At 69.7% G+C, this 16,625-nt stretch carries 19 protein-coding genes; 11 read left to right on the forward strand and 8 right to left on the reverse strand.

Features of this window, described 5'->3' with window-relative positions:
• Positions 1 to 196: 196 nt before the first annotated feature.
• The 3 genes from ACTOQ2_RS19780 to ACTOQ2_RS19790 all read right to left on the reverse strand — a co-directional run bounded on the left by ACTOQ2_RS19780 (position 197) and on the right by ACTOQ2_RS19790 (position 1,650).
• Complete coding sequence (locus ACTOQ2_RS19780) at positions 197 to 769, reverse strand: anthranilate synthase component II (protein WP_440101177.1); 573 nt, start codon at positions 767 to 769, stop codon at positions 197 to 199.
• Positions 766 to 924, reverse strand: a complete 159-nt coding sequence (locus ACTOQ2_RS19785) for a hypothetical protein (protein ID WP_440085309.1) — start codon at positions 922 to 924, stop codon at positions 766 to 768. Before ACTOQ2_RS19785 ends, ACTOQ2_RS19780 begins: the two co-directional genes overlap by 4 nt.
• 72 nt (positions 925 to 996) lie before the next feature.
• Positions 997 to 1,650: a class E sortase gene (locus tag ACTOQ2_RS19790; protein WP_440101179.1), complete on the reverse strand. Its 654-nt coding sequence runs from the start codon at positions 1,648 to 1,650 to the stop codon at positions 997 to 999.
• 211 nt (positions 1,651 to 1,861) lie between these two features.
• On the opposite strand from ACTOQ2_RS19790, the gene ACTOQ2_RS19795 reads away from it, so the two are divergent.
• The gene (locus ACTOQ2_RS19795) at positions 1,862 to 2,107 is read left to right on the forward strand and encodes a cell division protein CrgA (RefSeq protein ID WP_344744891.1); all 246 of its coding nucleotides are present in this window, start codon (positions 1,862 to 1,864) and stop codon (positions 2,105 to 2,107) included.
• A 48-nt stretch (positions 2,108 to 2,155) separates the two neighbouring features.
• On the opposite strand, the gene ACTOQ2_RS19800 is transcribed toward ACTOQ2_RS19795, so the two are convergent.
• Together ACTOQ2_RS19800 and ACTOQ2_RS19805 are read right to left on the reverse strand one after the other, a co-directional pair.
• Complete coding sequence (locus ACTOQ2_RS19800; protein WP_440101181.1) at positions 2,156 to 3,031, reverse strand: rhomboid family intramembrane serine protease; 876 nt, start codon at positions 3,029 to 3,031, stop codon at positions 2,156 to 2,158.
• Between the two features lie 166 nt (positions 3,032 to 3,197).
• A complete protein-coding gene (locus tag ACTOQ2_RS19805) occupies positions 3,198 to 3,734 on the reverse strand; it encodes a peptidylprolyl isomerase (protein WP_440101183.1) in 537 nt (178 codons plus the stop codon).
• Positions 3,735 to 3,940: 206 nt separating this feature from the next.
• Between ACTOQ2_RS19805 and ACTOQ2_RS19810 the strand changes: the two genes are divergently transcribed.
• Together ACTOQ2_RS19810 and ACTOQ2_RS19815 are read left to right on the forward strand one after the other, a co-directional pair.
• A complete protein-coding gene (locus ACTOQ2_RS19810) occupies positions 3,941 to 4,555 on the forward strand; it encodes a hypothetical protein (protein WP_440101185.1) in 615 nt (204 codons plus the stop codon).
• A gap of 238 nt (positions 4,556 to 4,793) precedes the next feature.
• The gene (locus ACTOQ2_RS19815; RefSeq protein ID WP_440101187.1) at positions 4,794 to 5,885 is read left to right on the forward strand and encodes a hypothetical protein; all 1,092 of its coding nucleotides are present in this window, start codon (positions 4,794 to 4,796) and stop codon (positions 5,883 to 5,885) included.
• A gap of 305 nt (positions 5,886 to 6,190) precedes the next feature.
• Here ACTOQ2_RS19815 and ACTOQ2_RS19820 read toward each other — a convergent pair whose 3' ends face one another.
• Positions 6,191 to 6,763: a hypothetical protein gene (locus tag ACTOQ2_RS19820; protein WP_440101189.1), complete on the reverse strand. Its 573-nt coding sequence runs from the start codon at positions 6,761 to 6,763 to the stop codon at positions 6,191 to 6,193.
• A gap of 175 nt (positions 6,764 to 6,938) precedes the next feature.
• Between ACTOQ2_RS19820 and ACTOQ2_RS19825 the strand changes: the two genes are divergently transcribed.
• The 5 genes from ACTOQ2_RS19825 to ACTOQ2_RS19845 all read left to right on the forward strand — a co-directional run bounded on the left by ACTOQ2_RS19825 (position 6,939) and on the right by ACTOQ2_RS19845 (position 11,269).
• Positions 6,939 to 7,607 (forward strand): response regulator transcription factor, encoded by a 669-nt coding sequence (locus ACTOQ2_RS19825; protein WP_440101191.1) that lies wholly within the window; start codon positions 6,939 to 6,941, stop codon positions 7,605 to 7,607.
• Between the two features lies 1 nt (position 7,608).
• A complete protein-coding gene (locus ACTOQ2_RS19830; protein WP_440101193.1) occupies positions 7,609 to 9,072 on the forward strand; it encodes an ATP-binding protein in 1,464 nt (487 codons plus the stop codon).
• 50 nt (positions 9,073 to 9,122) lie between these two features.
• Positions 9,123 to 9,533 carry a Rieske (2Fe-2S) protein gene (locus ACTOQ2_RS19835; RefSeq protein WP_440101195.1) on the forward strand — a complete coding sequence of 137 codons (411 nt, stop codon included), beginning with the start codon at positions 9,123 to 9,125 and terminating at the stop codon, positions 9,531 to 9,533.
• A 449-nt stretch (positions 9,534 to 9,982) separates the two neighbouring features.
• Positions 9,983 to 10,876, forward strand: coding sequence for a L,D-transpeptidase family protein (locus ACTOQ2_RS19840; RefSeq protein WP_440101197.1), 894 nt, complete (start codon positions 9,983 to 9,985; stop codon positions 10,874 to 10,876).
• Between the two features lie 147 nt (positions 10,877 to 11,023).
• Positions 11,024 to 11,269: a hypothetical protein gene (locus ACTOQ2_RS19845; protein ID WP_362842578.1), complete on the forward strand. Its 246-nt coding sequence runs from the start codon at positions 11,024 to 11,026 to the stop codon at positions 11,267 to 11,269.
• Between the two features lie 30 nt (positions 11,270 to 11,299).
• Here ACTOQ2_RS19845 and ACTOQ2_RS19850 read toward each other — a convergent pair whose 3' ends face one another.
• Positions 11,300 to 12,262 (reverse strand): serine hydrolase domain-containing protein, encoded by a 963-nt coding sequence (locus tag ACTOQ2_RS19850; protein ID WP_440101199.1) that lies wholly within the window; start codon positions 12,260 to 12,262, stop codon positions 11,300 to 11,302.
• Between the two features lie 33 nt (positions 12,263 to 12,295).
• A complete protein-coding gene (locus tag ACTOQ2_RS19855; RefSeq protein WP_440101201.1) occupies positions 12,296 to 13,342 on the reverse strand; it encodes an aldo/keto reductase in 1,047 nt (348 codons plus the stop codon).
• A gap of 107 nt (positions 13,343 to 13,449) precedes the next feature.
• Here ACTOQ2_RS19855 and ACTOQ2_RS19860 point away from each other — a divergent pair, with 107 nt between their 5' ends.
• The 3 genes from ACTOQ2_RS19860 to ACTOQ2_RS19870 all read left to right on the forward strand — a co-directional run bounded on the left by ACTOQ2_RS19860 (position 13,450) and on the right by ACTOQ2_RS19870 (position 16,604).
• Positions 13,450 to 14,397 (forward strand): AraC family transcriptional regulator, encoded by a 948-nt coding sequence (locus ACTOQ2_RS19860; RefSeq protein WP_440101203.1) that lies wholly within the window; start codon positions 13,450 to 13,452, stop codon positions 14,395 to 14,397.
• Positions 14,398 to 14,524: 127 nt separating this feature from the next.
• Positions 14,525 to 15,013 (forward strand): MarR family winged helix-turn-helix transcriptional regulator, encoded by a 489-nt coding sequence (locus ACTOQ2_RS19865; RefSeq protein WP_440101205.1) that lies wholly within the window; start codon positions 14,525 to 14,527, stop codon positions 15,011 to 15,013.
• A gap of 73 nt (positions 15,014 to 15,086) precedes the next feature.
• Positions 15,087 to 16,604: a DHA2 family efflux MFS transporter permease subunit gene (locus ACTOQ2_RS19870; protein WP_440101206.1), complete on the forward strand. Its 1,518-nt coding sequence runs from the start codon at positions 15,087 to 15,089 to the stop codon at positions 16,602 to 16,604.
• Positions 16,605 to 16,625: the final 21 nt, after the last annotated feature.

The following is a 16,625-nucleotide window of genomic DNA, read 5'->3' on the forward strand; positions in this document are numbered from 1 at the left end:
GGTCTCGCGGCGTTCGATGTGTGCGGCGTCCGGCGTGCGCGACGTCGTCACCCGGTTTCCGGCCGGAGGATCCGGGAGACGGGAACCGGAGAACCGGGAGGCCCGCAAGGCCCGGAAACGGGGAAGAGCCCTTCCGCCACTCGGGGGCGATGGCGGAAGGACTCTCACTGGTCAATCGTCCAGGATGGGCTTCGCGTTACAACAATCTTTCCAGCCAGTTTCCGAGCAGCCGGTGACCGTGTTCCGAGATCACCGATTCGGGGTGGAACTGCACGCCCTCGACGGGGGCGGTACGGTGGCGCAAACCCATGATCACCCCATCGTCGCTGGTCGCGGTGACCTCGAGGATCTCGGGCACCGTCCCGGGCAGGACGGCCAGCGAGTGGTAGCGCGTCATGGTCGCCGGTGACGGCAGGCCGGAGAAGACACCGCGCCCGTCGTGCGAGATCGCGCTGGTACGGCCGTGCACCAGTTCGGGCGCCCGCCCCACGGTCGCCCCGTGGGAGATGGCGATGGCCTGGTGTCCCAGGCAGACGCCGAGCAGCGGGATGCCATGGGCCTCGCAGTGGCCGACGAGCGGGACGCTCACCCCCGCGTCCTCAGGGGTGCCGGGGCCGGGGCTGATCAGGACCCCGTCGAAGCCACGGGCGTCCTCGACCGCGACCAGGTCGCGCGGGCGCACGTCGCAGGTGGCGCCGAGCTCGCGGAGATACTGGACGATGGTGTGGACGAAGCTGTCGTGGTTGTCGACGACCAGGACGCGGCTCATCGGCCCACGGTGGTCAGGTCGAGGGAGACGCGAGGTTCGATCCAAGGGAACACGACATACCAGAGTACGGCCGCGACCAGCCCGGCCAGCACCAGGGCGGCGAATCCCCTGGTCACGAGGTTTCCGGGAAGCATTCGCCAGATCCAGCCGTACATGGGACCTCCTTCGTGTCCGGGGCGTCTGCCCGGGCCTTCCTGTTCGGGGTCTGTCCGGCTCCTGTTCGGGGTCTACCCGGACCGCTCGAGGCGGTCCTCATGCCCCGCCAGCTCCCCCGAGACGATGAGCCGCAGGGCGGCCGAGTACTCCGGGTGACAGGTGGACAGGGTGATCAGCGCTCTGGTCGGCTCGCGGCCCGGCCGGCCGGGAACCGGGGCGATCACGCTGATCTCGCCGGGGTCGACGACGCGCCTGCCGGTGACGCGGTAGGTGTAGCGGGCCTCGCGGGCGTCGACCAGGATGAGATCGCCCCGGCGGAGCTCGTCGATGCGGTTGAAAGGGGCGGCGTAGGTGGTCCGATGGCCCGAAAGAACGAAATTACCGATTTCTCCTGGCAGGGCAGTGCCGGGATAGTGACCGGGGCCCATCCGCAGCCGATCCTGGTCGACGCCTTCCACGATGGCGTACCGGTAGTCGTCCCCGAGCCGGGGAATCGCCAGCATCGCCACCGCCCCGCCCAGCCGGATCGGCCCCGGCGGCTCTCCCCGCCGGCTTCCGGCCTCCCCGCCTGGCGGGATCTCCTCTCCCAGGAGTTCTCCGCGCAGCAGCGCCTGCTGCGTGGCGGTGTAGGAGCCGGTGCCCCACAGCAGGTAGGCGCAGAAGAGGAGGATGACCAGCCCCGCGGTGACGCTCAGGTCGCCCAGAACCCTCAGCGCCGCTCTCATGGGGTCAGGCTAGTGACGGAAAAGGCCTCCGCGGCGGGCCGGACCACGGGTCCGGCGCAACATTTGCCACAGGATGGTGCCCCACGGAATCGCCATGGTCCACCTGCGCAGACTATCCTTACACGGAACTTCATCCACTAGCGACTACGCTAATCGACACGGCCTGCGCACGATCCAGATCGCGCAGGGTTGACGCAGGAGAAGAACCCCAGTGCCCAAGCCCAAGACTCGCAAGAAGCCGGTCTACACCCCGCCGCAGACCTCACAGCAGGTCAAGATCAGCCCACGCTGGTTGGCGCCGGTCATGGTGACCTGCTGGATCGTCGGCATCCTGTGGATCGCCGTCTACTACGTGGCGCCCACCGCTCCCCTCCTCGGCACCCTCCAGAACTGGAACCTGCTGGTCGGGTTCGCGTTCATCATCCTCGGGGTGATCCTTTCCACCCGCTGGCGCTAGCTTTTCCACAGGGATTGTCCACACCCTGGGGAAGCATCAGGGTGTGGATCAACCGAAGATCCCCAGTTTGGCCTGAACGACGAACGGCGGCAGCCCCAGCAACAGCGCGACCAGGACGATCAGCACCGCCGCGCAACCTCCCCACTGGATTGCGCTGCGGTTCCTGGCCGGGGCGAAGGCGAAGACCGCGGCGACCAGGGCGCCGGTGATCAGGCCGCCGAGGTGGCCCTGCCAGCTGATGCCGGGGATCACGAAGGTGATCACGGCGTTGGCACCGATCAGCCAGAGCACGCCCTGGGCGTTGTAGCCGAGCTTCCTGGCGAGCACGAACAGCGCGCCGAACATGCCGTAGATCGCGCCCGAGGCGCCGACCGCGGCCTCGCCGAACAGGTAGACCGCGACGGACCCGCCGAGCGCGGCGAGGAGATACAGGGCCAGGAACCTGGCCGACCCGAGGCGCCGCTCCAGCTCGGGGCCGATGGCGTAGAGCGCCCACATGTTGAACACGATGTGGGTCAGGGCAAAGCCACCGGCCCCCAGCGGCTGGTGCAGGAAGGCGCCGGTGATCAGGCGCCACCACTCGCCCTGATAGCCGACGTGGTAGGCGCTCATCATGAAGTTGTTCAGCACCCAGCTGGTGTTCGCGGTCTCGGCGGCGTACGCCAGGACGTTGACGACCAGCAGTGCCCAGGTCACCCGGGGCGTGGTGACCGCCCGGCCGCCGAACACGGACTGCGCCTGCCGCATGCCCTTGTTGCCCTCGGCCACGCACTCGGGGCACTGGAAGCCCACCGCGGCGTCGCGCATGCAGTCGGGGCAGATGGGACGGTCGCACCGCTGGCAGCGGACGTAGGTCTCACGCCCTGGATGCCGGTAGCAGGTGGGGACAACGGTGTCGGGCTCGTTGGACGGCTGGGTGGTCATGTGTGTGGCTGGCCCCTTCGAGCGTTCTGTTATCCACAGACTGCCAGCCTATTCACGATCCCGAGCACCCGTACACCCGTGAAGGGCAGGGCTCGGGGGCGGGGTGAGGAAGAGGACGTGCGGGAACGCGAACGGCGGCCTCCGGAGGAGGCCGCCGTTCGAGAGATCAGCTCTGGACGCGCTCGATGGTCACCGACTCCAGGACCACGGGCTCCGTGGGACGGTCACGGGCGTCGGTGTCGGTCTTGGCGATGGCGTCGACGACGTCCTGGCCCTCGATCACCTCACCGAAGATGGTGTGCTTGCCGTTGAGGTGCGGCGTGGGAACCACCGTGACGAAGAACTGCGAGCCGTTGGTGCCGCGGCCGAACTGGACGCCGGCGTTGGCCATGGCGAGCAGGTACGGGCGGTTGAAGTAGAGGTCCGGGTGGATCTCGTCGTCGAACTTGTAGCCGGGACCGCCGACACCCTGACCCAGCGGGTCGCCACCCTGGATCATGAATCCGGAGATGACCCGGTGGAAGATCGTGCCGTCGTACAGCTTGGCGTTGGACTTCTGGCCGGTCTCCGGGTGCACCCACTCGCGGGTGCCCTCGGCGAGCTCGACGAAGTTCCTCACGGTCTTGGGCGCGTGATCCGGGAAGAGCTGGACCTTCACGCTACCGCGGTTGGTGTTGAGGTTCGCGATCAACTTCTCAGCCATGATCGGACTGCCCCCTTCAGTTCGTAGGAATACCTGTGCAACGTATTGCTTTTATGGCACTTTGACGATTTCGGCCGCAGCCGCATCCCCAAGCATCCTCCCACGGGCCGTCATGATTGAGCCGCCTTCGAGCGGGAAGGGGTGGCGACGGGGCCCCAACGAATGGGGAGGTTGTTGTGCCTCTAGCACTGTTTGGAAAGCGCCACATGAAGATCGTGGCACCGGAAAGGCGGCTGCGCCACGTGAAGGCTCAGGCCGTCCGAGCCGCGGATCGGGTCGGCCCGATGGCCGGCCACGCCCGTGACGCGGCCAGTCATCATGCCCATGACATGGCCGTCCAGGCTCGCGATGTGGCCGGTCACGCCCGAGAGATGGCCGGCCAGGCCCGTGAAGTGGCCGGTCAGGCTCGTGACGTGGCCAGCGAGAAGATCATTGTGGCACGCGGGTGGGCGGCACCCAGGCTTGACGCCGCCGCGCACTCGTTCGAGGAGCAGCTCGCGCCGAAGATCAGCGCCGCGCTGTCCCAGGCCGCCGCGAGGATCGATCCCACTCCCGCGAAATCCAGGAAGACACCCATGATCCTGCTCTTCGCGGGCGTCGCGATCGCGGCGGCGGGTTATGTCCTGTACCGCAGGAACGCCGACCAATGGGCGGACACGCTGAAGGAGAGCGCCTCCGACGCGTCCCAGTGGGTGGGGCAGAAGACGGAGGCGGTGGCCGGGAAGGTCTCCGACACGGCGGATGACGCCGCGACGAAGGCCGACGAGGTCGGTGCCAAGGCCGACTCCAGGGCGGAGCACACCTCCAAGAAACTGCCCTAGGGATCGGAGCACCGGCCGGTCACGTGAGTGCCGGTCGGTGGCACGAACACGGCGTACGGCCGGGTACGGCCACGGCGACTGCCGGGAGTACGGCCCGCACCGCGAAGGTGCGGGCCGTACTCCTGTGCGGAGTCGATCGAACCCTCCTGCGCGAACGTCCGTTGAACTCCTGCGCGGCGTCCATTGACCGATCACCAAGCGCTTGTTAGAACGTGTTCCTCTGACCCAAGGAGCACCGATGACGCTGTCGCCCCTCGACGACCATCCCGTCCACCAGTCGCCAGAGGTCATGCGGCACGTCACGACGTCGGACCGCAACTTCTACGACCGGTACTACTTCAACTGCCACGCCGGGTCCGACGAGCTGATGCTCATCGTCGGCCTCGGCCAGTATCCCAACCTCGGTGTCACCGACGCGTTCGCCTGCGTGCGGTACCGGAACCTGCACCGCGTGGTCCGGGCCTCCCGGGAACTCGGCGGCGACCGGATGGACACGCGGGTCGGCCCGTTCAGGGTCGAGGTGATCGAGGGCCTCCGGCGGCTGCGGGTGGTGCTCGACCCCACGGAGCACGGCCTGTCCTTCGACCTCATCTGGGAGGGCACCGTACCGGCCACCCTGGAACCCCGGCACTTCCTGCGCTGGCAGGAGCGCGTGGTGTTCGACTCCTCCCGGATGGCCCAGACCGGCCGGTGGACCGGGCACATCCTGGTCGGCGACGAGCACGTCGAGGTCACCCCCGACCGCTGGCAGGGCACCCGCGACCGCTCGTGGGGCATCCGCCCGGTCGGCGAGCCCGAGCCCCCCGGCATCCAGGCGCGCAACGCGGGCACCTTCTACTGGCTCTACGCGCCCGTCCAGTTCGACGACCACGCCATCCTGTGCATCGTCCAGGAGGACGAGAAGGGCCGCCGGGTGCTGGAGGAGGCGGTGCGCGTATGGGGGTTCGGCTCTCCGAGGGAGGGTGAGGAGGAGTATCTCGGCCGTCCCGAGTACCGCCCGACGTACGTGGACGGCACCCGGGAGGTGCGCGAGGCGACGATCTCCTTCTCCCCGCCGGGCGGGAAACCCTTCGACCTGCACTGCGTCCCGATTCTCCCGGTGCACCTGATGGTGGGCACCGGATATGGCCTGGAATCGGATTGGAAGCACGGCATGTACCAGGGTCCCGGCCCGGTGGTCCAAGGCGTCACCCACACGCTGCCCGAGGACGCCCCCAGGATGTGGGGCATGGTCGACGCGGTCGGCCGCTTCGAGTACGACGGCCGGATCGGCTACGGGTTGTACGAGTACTGGGCCCTGGGCCCGCACCCGTCCTTCCCCGGGGGCTGACCACCGCACGTGACCGGTCGTCCCCGGGGACCGGCCCCCGCGCGTGACACGTCGTCCCCCGGGGACCGGCCCCCGCACGGATCTCCGCGCGGGTTTCCCGGATCGCCTCCGAGCCGGCGGTGAACCGGCCGGAGTCGTTTCCGGGTGCTGCGAACCGGCCGGAGCCACTTCCGAACCGGCGGTGAATCGGCCGGGATCGTTTCCGGGCCTGCTGCGAACCGGCCGGGGTCGTTCCCGCACGGATGCCCCGGCCGGTTCGCAGGTCTTCGCGGGGACGCCCTGGGCTCGCCGGGGTGTCCCCGAGGTCACTCCTCCTCGGCCTTCTCTCCGGCCTTCTTGACGCAGGTGACGGTGGGCACGTCGCCTTCCGGGTGCTTGCCCGTCACCCTGATCTCGGTGATCCCGGCCCCCTCGGGAGCGGGCACGGCCGTGGAGAGCGTGGCCACCTCCCCGGGCTCCCCGGGCTTCTGAACGCCTTCGGGAAGGGCGGGCGCGGCCATGACCCTGACCCTCTTGGGCGGGATCGCGCCCTCGGGCAGGGCGGGCGGCTCGGCGTCCGGCCGCACCGCCAGGATGTCCTCGGCGATCGTGACGCGTCCGGCCTCGGGCTTCCCGAGCTCACCGGCCTGTCCGGACGGCACGGCTGGGACGGCGGGAACCGCGAGAGCGGATCCCTCCTTCTCCAGCTTCTCGCGCTCGGCCTCGGTGAGCCGGCGCGTCGTCAGGGTCACCTGGCCGCCCCCCTCGCAGTCGACGATCACGACACCGTCCTGGGGAAGAGGGGCGGGGGTGGGCGTGTCGGCACTGGCGGCTCCGGTCAGCGTGGCCATCAGAGCCCCCGAGGTCACCACGGCGGCGGCGAGCATGCGGATGCGCATGGATGTTCTCCTTGTCAGACGAGTGTCGGCGGACGGATACGGCAGGTGGACTGGTGAGCGGACCGGCATGCCGTTCTGGAGACCACAGGCTCCCGCCCGTTGCCTGAACCCAGCCTGAAGGCGCCGGAAATCGTCTTCAGGTTGGCTTTAGGCGGGGTACGGCAGGCTGGGCGGCATGCGCGTGCTACTGGTTGATGACGAGAAGCGCCTGGCCCACCTCCTGAAGGAGGGGCTGGCGGGCGAGGGATTCGCCGTCGACGTCGCGTACGACGGCCGCGACGGGCTGTGGATGGCGACCGAGAACCCGTACGACGTGATCGTGCTCGACGTCATGCTGCCCCGGATGAACGGCTACACCGTCTGTGCCAAGCTCCGCGACGCGGAGAACTGGACGCCGATCCTGATGCTCACCGCCAAGGACGGGGTGCACGACGAAGCCGAGGCCCTGGACACGGGCGCGGACGACTTCCTGTCCAAACCGTTCTCCTACGTGGTGCTGCTCGCCCGGTTGCGCGCGCTGGTACGCAGGGGCGGCAGGGCGAGGCCGGTGTCCATCGCGGTCGGCGACCTGACCGTCGATCCGGCGGGGCTTCGCTGCCGCCGCGGCGAGGTGGAGATCTCCCTCACGCCCAAGGAGTTCGCGGTCCTGCACGGCCTGGCGCGCAGGCAGGGCGAGGTGGTCTCCAAGGGCGAGTTGCTGGCCCAGGCGTGGGACTTCGCCTACGACGGCGACCCGAACATCGTCGAGGTCTACGTCAGCGCGCTCCGCCGCAAGATCGACTCTCCGTTCGGCCGCTCGTCGCTGGTGACCGTACGCGGCGCCGGCTACCGGCTGGAGGCCTGAGATGGCGTCGCGCCTGTCGGTACGGCTCCGGGCGACCCTCGCGGCGACCGCCATCGTCGCGGTCGCGCTGGGTGTGGCGGCGTCGGTGCTCGTCGGCGTGCTGACGGGGAGCCTGACCCGGAGCGCCTCCGACGAGGCCGCCCGCCGCGCCGGCGCCACCGCGGACGTTCTCGCCGGCGGCACGGTGATGCTCGACGCCTCGGCGATCGACGCCACGTCGGCCGGCGCCCCGGCGTCTCCCGCGTGGACGATCGATGCTCCGTCGGCCACCGTGGTGACCGTCACCAGAGCGCGGACCGGGGCCGCCTGGCACTCGGAGCCTGCTCTCCTGGACCCCGACATCAAGATCTTCACGGCCCCCGCGCCTGCTGTCCCGACACTCTCCGGCCCGGCCGCCGTCCGGTCGTCCGGCGGGAGGACCGCGCCACCCCCGGCAGCTGTCCAGAACACCGCGGGCGGAGCCGCGCTCCGGCCCGCCGAGGTGGCCCGATGGGCGCCCGGCGAGTCCTTCGCCCTGGCCACGATGCCCGTGGACACCGCCAACGGCACGCTGTTCGTCCAGGCCAGGGCCTCACTCGAACCCACCGCCGACGCCCTGACGACCCTGCGTGGCCTGCTGCTTCCCGGTATTCCCGCGTTGCTCCTGCTGGTCGCCGCCCTCACCTGGCTCGCCGTCGGCCGGGCGCTGGCGCCGGTCTCGGCCATCCGCGCCGAGATGGCCGACATCACCGCCAGCGACCTGCACCGGCGAGTCCCCGTCCCCAGGTCGCGTGACGAGATCGCCCGCCTCGCCGAGACCATGAACCGTACGCTCGACCGCCTCGAACTGGCGGTCAGCCGGCACAAGCGCTTCGTCGCCGATGCGGCCCACGAACTCCGCAGCCCGCTGGCCATCCTGCGGACCCGCCTGGAGCTGGCCCGGCCGGGACCGCTGGCGGCCGAGGCGCTCACCGACGTGGAGCGGATCCAGGCCCTCACCTCCGATCTCCTCCTGCTCGCCCGCCTGGACGCCGGGGAGCCCATCTGTCACGAGGAGGTGGACCTCGGCCAGGTGACCGCCGAGGAGGCGGCCAGGTCGCGTCCCAGGCCGGAGATCGAGGTCACGCTGGAGGTGGCGGCCGACACCGTGATCCTCGGCTCCGCCGGGCAGCTGCGCCGTCTGGTGGCCAATCTGGTGGACAACGCCGTGCGCCACGCGAGTTCCGCGGTCACCGTCCGGCTGGCCACGGACGGCGGCGAGGCGGTGCTCGACGTGCTCGACGACGGACCGGGCATTCCCGCCGAGCATCACGAGGCGGTCTTCGACCGGTTCACCCGGCTGGACGAGGCCAGGGACAGGGACGCGGGAGGTGCGGGTCTCGGCCTGGCCATCGCCAGGGACATCGCGGTACGGCACGGCGGCAACCTGCGTGTCGCGGGGAAAGATCGAGGAGCGTGGCTTCAGGCCCGCTTTCCTGTGATATGAACCACACACGTGATCTATCACGGACCCCTTCACTCCCCAGGAGGCCCGCCATGCCCGCCCCCACCCGTCGCTTAATGATCTTCCGTGCTCTCGCGGGCGGCGCCGCCGCCGCGATCGCGTCGGCCACCGCATGGGTCCGTCCCGCCGAGGCTTCCGAGGACACCGAGGAGACCGCCGGTCCCATCCTCGCCAAGACCAGCAGCATTCCGGTCGGCGGCGGCCGGATCATCAAGGGCACCTGGGTGGTCACCCAGCCGAAAAAGGGCACCTTCCGCGCCTTCAGCGCGAAGTGCACGCACCAGGGCTGCCCGGTCTCGACCATCCGCGGCGGGACCATCAACTGCCCCTGCCACGGCAGCAAGTTCCGGATCGCCGACGGCTCGGTGGCCAGGGGCCCCGCCAAGCGGCCGCTGGCCCGTAAGAAGATCAAGGTCTCCAAGGGCGTCATCCGGCTGAGCTGATCGGCCTGCGCTCACCCGCGCTCCGCGCGGCCGTTCCCGCGACGTGCGTCACGAGAGCGGGGTGGTCTTCCCAGGACATCGGCGAAGGTTTCACGTGAATCAATCGCTTCGCGCGGCGGCGAGAAGCGGCGCGAGAATACGCGGTGCGGGGGGACGCGGGGTATCCGGTGCCCGCTCGGCTGTACGAGGCACTGGGCTTCCGCACCCGCGACCGGACGGCCCGCTACTCGCGTCCCCGCTGACCCCCGCCGGGTCCCGCCGAGCACGTCCAACGGTTTCAGAAGTATTTAGTGAATATCGCCATATAACGCCGCCCGGAAATATATACATATTTTCTGGGGAAAATTCTCCCGAGATAATCCTTGAACCGCACGCGGATGTATAAGTCTTACTCCCCGGCAAGTAGCATTACAGGGTTGATCGCACCTGTCGGCGGATAGACGTCACATATGCGAAGCACAGTTCAACGCTCCCTGATCACCAGCACCGTCTTCGCCCTGGTCACAACCCTCCCCTTCAGCGTCACGCACGCCGTGGCCGACCCCGCCCCCGATTCCCAGCACGTCCCCCTGCCGGATCAATTCACGACCCTCAAAGCAGGCAGCAGGGGAATAGAGGTGCACAACGCAAAGAAAAGGCTTAAAGATTTGGGGTTCCCCCCGGGAAATCTCAGCCCCACGTATGACCCCGCTCTGCGCATGACCGTATGGGCCTTTCAGAAGGCGAACGGGTTGAAACCCGTCGACAGGATCGACCAGCCGACCTGGCAGGCCCTCCTGCACCCCCGTCGTGTCAGGCCCCTGGTGTCGTACGGGGAGCCGGCAAGGACCGAGATCGATCTACGGCGCCAGCTCCTCACGGCGTGGAGAGGCGGGAAACCCGTGCTGGTGACCCACATCTCGACCGGTGCCCGCAGGTCGTACTGCGAGAAGGGCCACTGCGGGTTCGCCGCGACCCCGCTCGGCGACTACCGGGTGGGAGCGCGGGTTCCCGGCTGGTCCACCGGGATCCTGGGGTCGATGTTCTACCCCGTCTACTTCAACGGCGGCATCGCCATCCACGGCTCCACCCTCGTCCCCCGCTACCCCGCGTCCCACGGATGTGTCCGGGTCCCGCTGCACAACGCCCTCGACCTCTACCGGTTCCTCCAGCCGGGCGTTCCCGTATACGTCCGCCGCTCGGAGGCGCCCGCCGAGCGCCGCCCGAAGGCTCGCGGGGAACAACGCTCCCGGATCCCCAAGGCACGGCCTCCCAAGGCTCCGCACCGCTCGTACCGGCACTCCTCGCGCCCCGGGCGCTCCACCGGGCATCAGACGGGACGTGACGGTGGAAGCCGCCGGTGAACCGCGCGGGCGAGCTTGAGCCGGGAAGTGGCCTTCGCGGCGAGAAATCCCGGCCGGTACGGCGATCGAACCGATCTCGCGGGCTTAGAACCGGTGCCGCGAGGTCATGATGAAAATGTCGGCAGATCATTGCGAAGGGCGTGAATCGTGATACCAACCATGATCCTGTTCGGCCTGGTCTTCGGGCGATGGTGGCGGGTCTCCCTCCTTGCCGCCGCGGTGTTCTGGCCCGCCGTGCTCCTGGCCGGCGACGCGATCGGACTCGACGGTTCACTGGTGATGGCGGCCGCGCTGGGAGTGCTCAACGTCGCCGCCGGGGTGGCGATCCACCAGAGCGTCCTGTGGATCGTGAGGAACACGATCACGCAGCGCGCACGGGCGAAGAACCCGTAACCGTACGGCCGGTCGCGCCGGTCGCGCCGGTCAGCGCCCGATGCCCGCCAGGATCACCTCGTCGAGCACGACCGAGGCGGTCGACTGGTCAGGCCCGTTGTACTGTCCCGCGGTGATGGCGACCACCAGGTCCAGTGCGGGCGCCACGTGGATCCGCTGGCCGCCGTTGCCGAACCCGCCCGTCCACGTGTCGCCCACGTACCAGTGGTAGCCGTAGTGGGACCCCTCGTCGATCCGCACGTGCGGGCGCAGCGCCGTCTCCAGCCAGGACGACGGGACGACGCCGCCGCCCCCGTCGCGCACGAGCCGCCCGATCGCGAGAAGGTCGCGAGGGGTCAGCCGCAGCCCGGAGGCGGCCAGGGCCACCCCGTCCTCGCCGGTCGACCACTCGAAGCGCGTGATCCCCAGCGGCTCGAACAGCCTGGCACGCGCGTAGTCCTGCACCGCCTGGCCGGTGCCCTTCTCGATGAGCCGCGCCACCAGCGCAGAAGCGCCTCCGCAGTAGGACCGTTGGTTGCCCGGCTCGTCCACGATCCGCCGCTCCAGGATGTAGCGGAAACGGTCGGGGGCCAGCTCCATCGCGATCTCGCTGTTGGCCGCGCTCGTGTAGGGGGCGCTCTCGTCCCATTCCAGGCCGAGCGTCATGGTGAGCGCGTGCTCGACCGTGAGCGCGGCTCGCCGGGGATCCTCGGCGAGGTCCGGATACTCGGGGAAGTGCCGTAACAGCGACTCGCGCGGCTCCGGCACCCGGCCGTCGGCGAGGGCGATGCCGTACAGGAGGCCGACGACGCTCTTGGTGATCGAGCGGACGTCGTGGAGCGTGTCGGGCGTGAAGCGCACCCGGCCGAGCGGCTCGTTCAGCCGGAAATCCTCGCCCTCGCCGTAGTACTCAAGGATCACCCTGTCACGGCGGAGGGCGACCACGGCGTGGAGGTCGGGCAGCCGGCCCTGCTCCATGCCGAGGGCGAGACGGTCGGCGAGGGTGTCGCTCATGATCCTTTTATACGCCCTGCCGGCGTGTCAGGGTCAACTCTGCGGGGTGAACTCCCACGCACCCTGCCCGGGGAAGCGGTCGGAGTGGTCGGCCTGGATCCAGCCGGGGTATTCGACCGGGAGCGCGCTGGCGGCGTCCAGCTCGGTGAGATCCCGCTCGGTGAGCTCAAGCTCGACGGCGGCGAGATTCTCGGTGAGCTGCTCCGGGCGCTTGGCGCCGATGATGACGCTGCTCACACCGGGGCGCGAGAGCACCCAGGCGAGCGCGACGCGGGCCACGCCGACCTCGTGGCGGGCCGCCACCTCGCGCAGGACGTCGATGACGTCGTACGCGCGCTCCAGGTTCACCGGCGGGAACTGGAACTGGTTGCGGCGTGCCCCGCCGTCACTCGTGCCGGTGCGGTCGAACTTCCCGGACAGCAGTCCGGCGGCCAGCGGGCTCCAGACCAGCAGGCCGAGCCTCTGGTCCTGGAGCAGGGGGAGGATCTCGCGTTCGATGTCGCGCGCCGCGAGCGAGTACTGGGCCTGCAGGGAGGCGAACCGCGCCCATCCTCGCCGCTCGGAGACGCCCAGGGCCTTCATCGTCTGCCAGGCGGTCAGGTTGGAGGCGCCGATGTAGCGGATCTTCCCCTGGCGCACCGCGTCGTCGAGGGCGGACAGGGACTCCTCGAAGGGCGTGATCGGGTCGATGTTGTGGATCTGGTAGAGGTCGATGTGGTCGGTACGGAGCCTGCGCAGGCTGTCCTCCAGCGACCGCATGATGTGCAGCCGGGACTGGCCGACGTCGTTGGGGCCGGAGGCCATCCGCGCGGTCATCTTGGTGGCGAGCACCACGTCGCGGCGGCGTGCCCCGAGCACCTGGCCGAGGAGCTCCTCCGACTCGCCCCCGCCGTACACGTCGGCGGTGTCGATGAGGTTCACCCCGTGATCGAGCGCGGTGCCCACCAGGTGGTCGGTGTCCTTCACATCCAGCGCGCCGACCGCCTCCCAGACCTGTGAGCCACGCCCGCCGAAGCTCATCGCTCCCAGCGAGACGCGGGAGACGAAGACTCCGGTGGTGCCGAGCTGTGCGTATTTCATCGTCCTACTCCTTCCAGATGAGGGGGGCGTTGGAACGCTATAACTCGTCTACCTGGACAATCCATAAGAAAGAGTCCGACATATATGCGAGATCGTCCGGAGTCACCGTGGACCCCCTGTCCGATGTCCTGACCCTGCTGAACGTCAGCAGCGCCCTCTCCTCGCGCTTCGAGGCCGCCGGCCGCTGGGCGCTGCGCTTCCGGAGCTACCGGCACATCAAGATCGGCGCGATCACGTCCGGCGCCTGCTGGCTCACCATCGACGGCGCGCCCGCGCTGCGGCTGTCGGCGGGTGACTGCTACCTGCTCACGGGCGGGCGGCCGTACGAGGTCGCCAGCGACCTGGACGTCGAGGCGGAGGACGGCCACGCCGTCTACCTCGATGCTCCCAACATCAGGAACGTACGGTACGGCACCACCTCCCCGGACGCGGAGCCGACCGTCATCATCGGCGGCAGCATCACCCTCGACGACACGACCGCGACGCTGCTGCTCGACTGCCTGCCCCCGGCCGTGCGCATCCCCGCCGACAGCCCCCAGGCCCGGACCCTTCGCCCCGTGCTGGGGATGCTGACCCACGAGACCGCGACCGAGCCGCTCGGGGCGACGGTGATGATCGAGCATCTGACCCAGATCATGTTCGTCCAGGCGCTGCGCGCCCATCTGGCCGGCAAGGGGAACATCCCCGGCTGGCTGGGGGCGCTGAACGACCCGCAGATCGGCGCCGCGCTCACCCTGATGCACCAGCAGGCCACCCGCCGCTGGACGGTCGCCGGCCTCGCCGCCGAGGTGGACATGTCCCGCTCCAGCTTCGCCCTGCGTTTCAAGACCCTCGTCGGGCTGCCGCCGCTGGACTATCTGCTGCACTGGCGCATCCGGTCCGCGGCCGAGGCGTTGCGTGCCGGTGACCGCACGGTCGCCTCGGTGGCCTCCGAGTGGGGGTACGCCTCGGAAAGTGCCTTCAGCAACGCCTTCAAACGCGTCACCGGCCAGCCGCCCGCCCGGTACCGAACCGCGAAGCCGCCCCCGCCGGCCGCCCCGCCCGTCTACGAATGACGTCTCCGGCGAGCACGCGCACCCGACCTGCCTGGGGGGACGGCCGGCCGGTCGACGGCCTGGACCTCCGCCAGATGCTTCCGCTTGCAGATAATCCAGAACGGTACCGGTTGGCTATGGTAGGGCCATGACCGCCATGGCACCCGCCCGCACCGAGCCGGATCTGTCGTTCCTGCTGGACCACGTCGGCCACGTCCTGAGAACCCGGATGGCGGCGGCGCTCGCCGAGATCGGACTGACGGCACGCATGCACTGCGTGCTGGTCCACGCCCTGGAGGAGGAGCGCACGCAGATCCAGCTCGCCGAGCTCGGCGACATGGACAAGACCACGATGGTGGTCACGGTCGACGCCCTGGAGAAGGCGGGGCTCGCCGAGCGCCGCCCGTCCAGCACGGACCGGCGCGCCCGGATCATCGCGGTCACCGAGAAGGGCGCGGAGGTCGCGCGGCAGAGCCAGGAAATCGTCGACGGCGTGCACCGGGCGGCACTGGGCTCGCTGCCCGAGGACGAGGCCGAGGTGCTCGTACGGGCGATGAACCGCCTGGTGACAGGCCATCTGGCCACTCCGGCCGAGGTGCCGCAGGGGATCAGGCGGGCACGGCAGCGCACAAAGTGAATCCATAAAGGATCGTCTATAACAAAACTATCTGCTACGGTCACTCCTGTTCCCCTTCGAACAGGAGACGGCCATGCCGCACACCGCACCCTCCCCTCGGCCCCCTCGACCCTCCCGGTCCTCCCGGTCCTCCCGCGCCGGCGCGTCCCCGTCACGCTGGCTCGCGCTCACCGTGCTGTCCGCCGCGATGTTGATGACGATCCTGGACGGCAGCATCGTGACCGTGGCGATGCCGGCCATCCAGGCGGATCTGGGCTTCTCACCCGCCGGGCTCAGCTGGACCGTCAACGCCTACCTGATCGCTTTCGGCGGGCTGCTCCTGCTGGCCGGCCGGCTGGGCGACCTCATCGGCCGCAAGACCATGTTCCTGGCCGGGAACGTGGTCTTCACCGCCGCGTCGCTGCTGGCCGGAGTGGCCTCCGGGCCCGGCATGCTGATCACCGCCCGGTTCCTGCAGGGCGTCGGCAGCGCGATGGCCTCCGCGGTCGTGCTGGGCATCCTGGTGACGCTGTTCACCGAGCCCGGGGAGCGCGCGAAGGCGATCGGCGTCTTCAGCTTCACCGGCGCCGCCGGAGCCTCCATCGGCCAGGTCCTGGGCGGGGTCCTCACCGACGCGCTCAGCTGGCACTGGATCTTCTTCATCAACCTGCCGATCGGGCTGGCCACGATCGCGCTGGCGATCCGGGCACTGCCGGGCGAGCGCGGGATCGGATTCGCCGCCGGGGCCGACGTCATCGGCGCCGTGCTGGTCACCGGCGGCCTGATGCTGGGCATCTACACCGTGGTCAAGATCGAGGAGTACGGCTGGCTCGCGGCCCACACCCTCGGTCTCGGTGCGGTGTCGCTCGCCCTGCTGGCCGCGTTCGTCATCCGCCAGGCGACCGCGAGGACCCCGCTGATGCCCCTGCGGATCCTCCGGTCGCGCAACGTCTCGGGCGCCAACCTGGTCCAGATCCTGACGCTGTCGGCCATGTTCGCCTTCCAGATCATCGTCGCGCTCTACATGCAGAAGGTCCTCGGGTACGGGGCGCTCGACACCGGCCTGGCGATGCTTCCCGCGGCGGTGGCCATCGGCGGCGTGTCCCTGTTCCTCTCCGCCCGGCTCAACACCCGCTTCGGCGAGCGTGCCGTCCTGCTGGCGGGCCTGGTGCTCCTGTTCGGGGCGATGGGCTGGCTCACCCGCGTACCGGTGAACGCGAACTACGTCACCGACCTGCTCCCGGTGATGCTGCTCATCGCGGGTGGCGGGCTGGTGCTCCCGGCCCTGACCACGCTCGGCATGTCCGGGGCCAGGGCCGACGACGCGGGCCTGGCGTCCGGGTTGTTCAACACCACCCAGCAGATCGGCATGGCGGTCGGCGTCGCGGTGCTGTCCACGCTGGCCGCCCGGCGGACCGGGGAACTGCTGTCCGCGGGAGAGAGCGAGGCGGCCGCACTGACCGGCGGCTACCACCTCGCCTTCGGCGTCGCCGCCGCTCTGCTCCTGGCCGCCTTCACCGTCGCGCTCGTCGTGCTGCGGCAGCCCAGGCCGGACACCACCGCCCGGGACGCGACCCCCGTCACACCGGCGGCCCGGCCGGAGACCGCCTGATCACTGCGGCGGCCGGCCCGG

The sequence above is a fragment of the Streptosporangium sp. H16 genome (genome assembly GCF_051918855.1).
Taxonomy (GTDB): domain Bacteria; phylum Actinomycetota; class Actinomycetes; order Streptosporangiales; family Streptosporangiaceae; genus Streptosporangium.

Bases quoted from the DNA above. Each gene is read 5' to 3' on its own strand.
- ACTOQ2_RS19780 (WP_440101177.1), bottom strand. From the start codon at position 769: ATGAGCCGCGTCCTGGTCGTCGACAACCACGACAGCTTCGTCCACACC.
- ACTOQ2_RS19785 (WP_440085309.1), bottom strand. From the start codon at position 924: ATGTACGGCTGGATCTGGCGAATGCTTCCCGGAAACCTCGTGACCAGG.
- ACTOQ2_RS19790 (WP_440101179.1), bottom strand. From the start codon at position 1,650: ATGAGAGCGGCGCTGAGGGTTCTGGGCGACCTGAGCGTCACCGCGGGG.
- ACTOQ2_RS19800 (WP_440101181.1), bottom strand. From the start codon at position 3,031: ATGACCACCCAGCCGTCCAACGAGCCCGACACCGTTGTCCCCACCTGC.
- ACTOQ2_RS19805 (WP_440101183.1), bottom strand. From the start codon at position 3,734: ATGGCTGAGAAGTTGATCGCGAACCTCAACACCAACCGCGGTAGCGTG.
- ACTOQ2_RS19810 (WP_440101185.1), top strand. From the start codon at position 3,941: ATGAAGATCGTGGCACCGGAAAGGCGGCTGCGCCACGTGAAGGCTCAG.
- ACTOQ2_RS19815 (WP_440101187.1), top strand. From the start codon at position 4,794: ATGACGCTGTCGCCCCTCGACGACCATCCCGTCCACCAGTCGCCAGAG.
- ACTOQ2_RS19820 (WP_440101189.1), bottom strand. From the start codon at position 6,763: ATGCGCATCCGCATGCTCGCCGCCGCCGTGGTGACCTCGGGGGCTCTG.
- ACTOQ2_RS19825 (WP_440101191.1), top strand. From the start codon at position 6,939: ATGCGCGTGCTACTGGTTGATGACGAGAAGCGCCTGGCCCACCTCCTG.
- ACTOQ2_RS19830 (WP_440101193.1), top strand. From the start codon at position 7,609: ATGGCGTCGCGCCTGTCGGTACGGCTCCGGGCGACCCTCGCGGCGACC.
- ACTOQ2_RS19835 (WP_440101195.1), top strand. From the start codon at position 9,123: ATGCCCGCCCCCACCCGTCGCTTAATGATCTTCCGTGCTCTCGCGGGC.
- ACTOQ2_RS19840 (WP_440101197.1), top strand. From the start codon at position 9,983: ATGCGAAGCACAGTTCAACGCTCCCTGATCACCAGCACCGTCTTCGCC.
- ACTOQ2_RS19850 (WP_440101199.1), bottom strand. From the start codon at position 12,262: ATGAGCGACACCCTCGCCGACCGTCTCGCCCTCGGCATGGAGCAGGGC.
- ACTOQ2_RS19855 (WP_440101201.1), bottom strand. From the start codon at position 13,342: ATGAAATACGCACAGCTCGGCACCACCGGAGTCTTCGTCTCCCGCGTC.
- ACTOQ2_RS19865 (WP_440101205.1), top strand. From the start codon at position 14,525: ATGACCGCCATGGCACCCGCCCGCACCGAGCCGGATCTGTCGTTCCTG.
- ACTOQ2_RS19870 (WP_440101206.1), top strand. From the start codon at position 15,087: ATGCCGCACACCGCACCCTCCCCTCGGCCCCCTCGACCCTCCCGGTCC.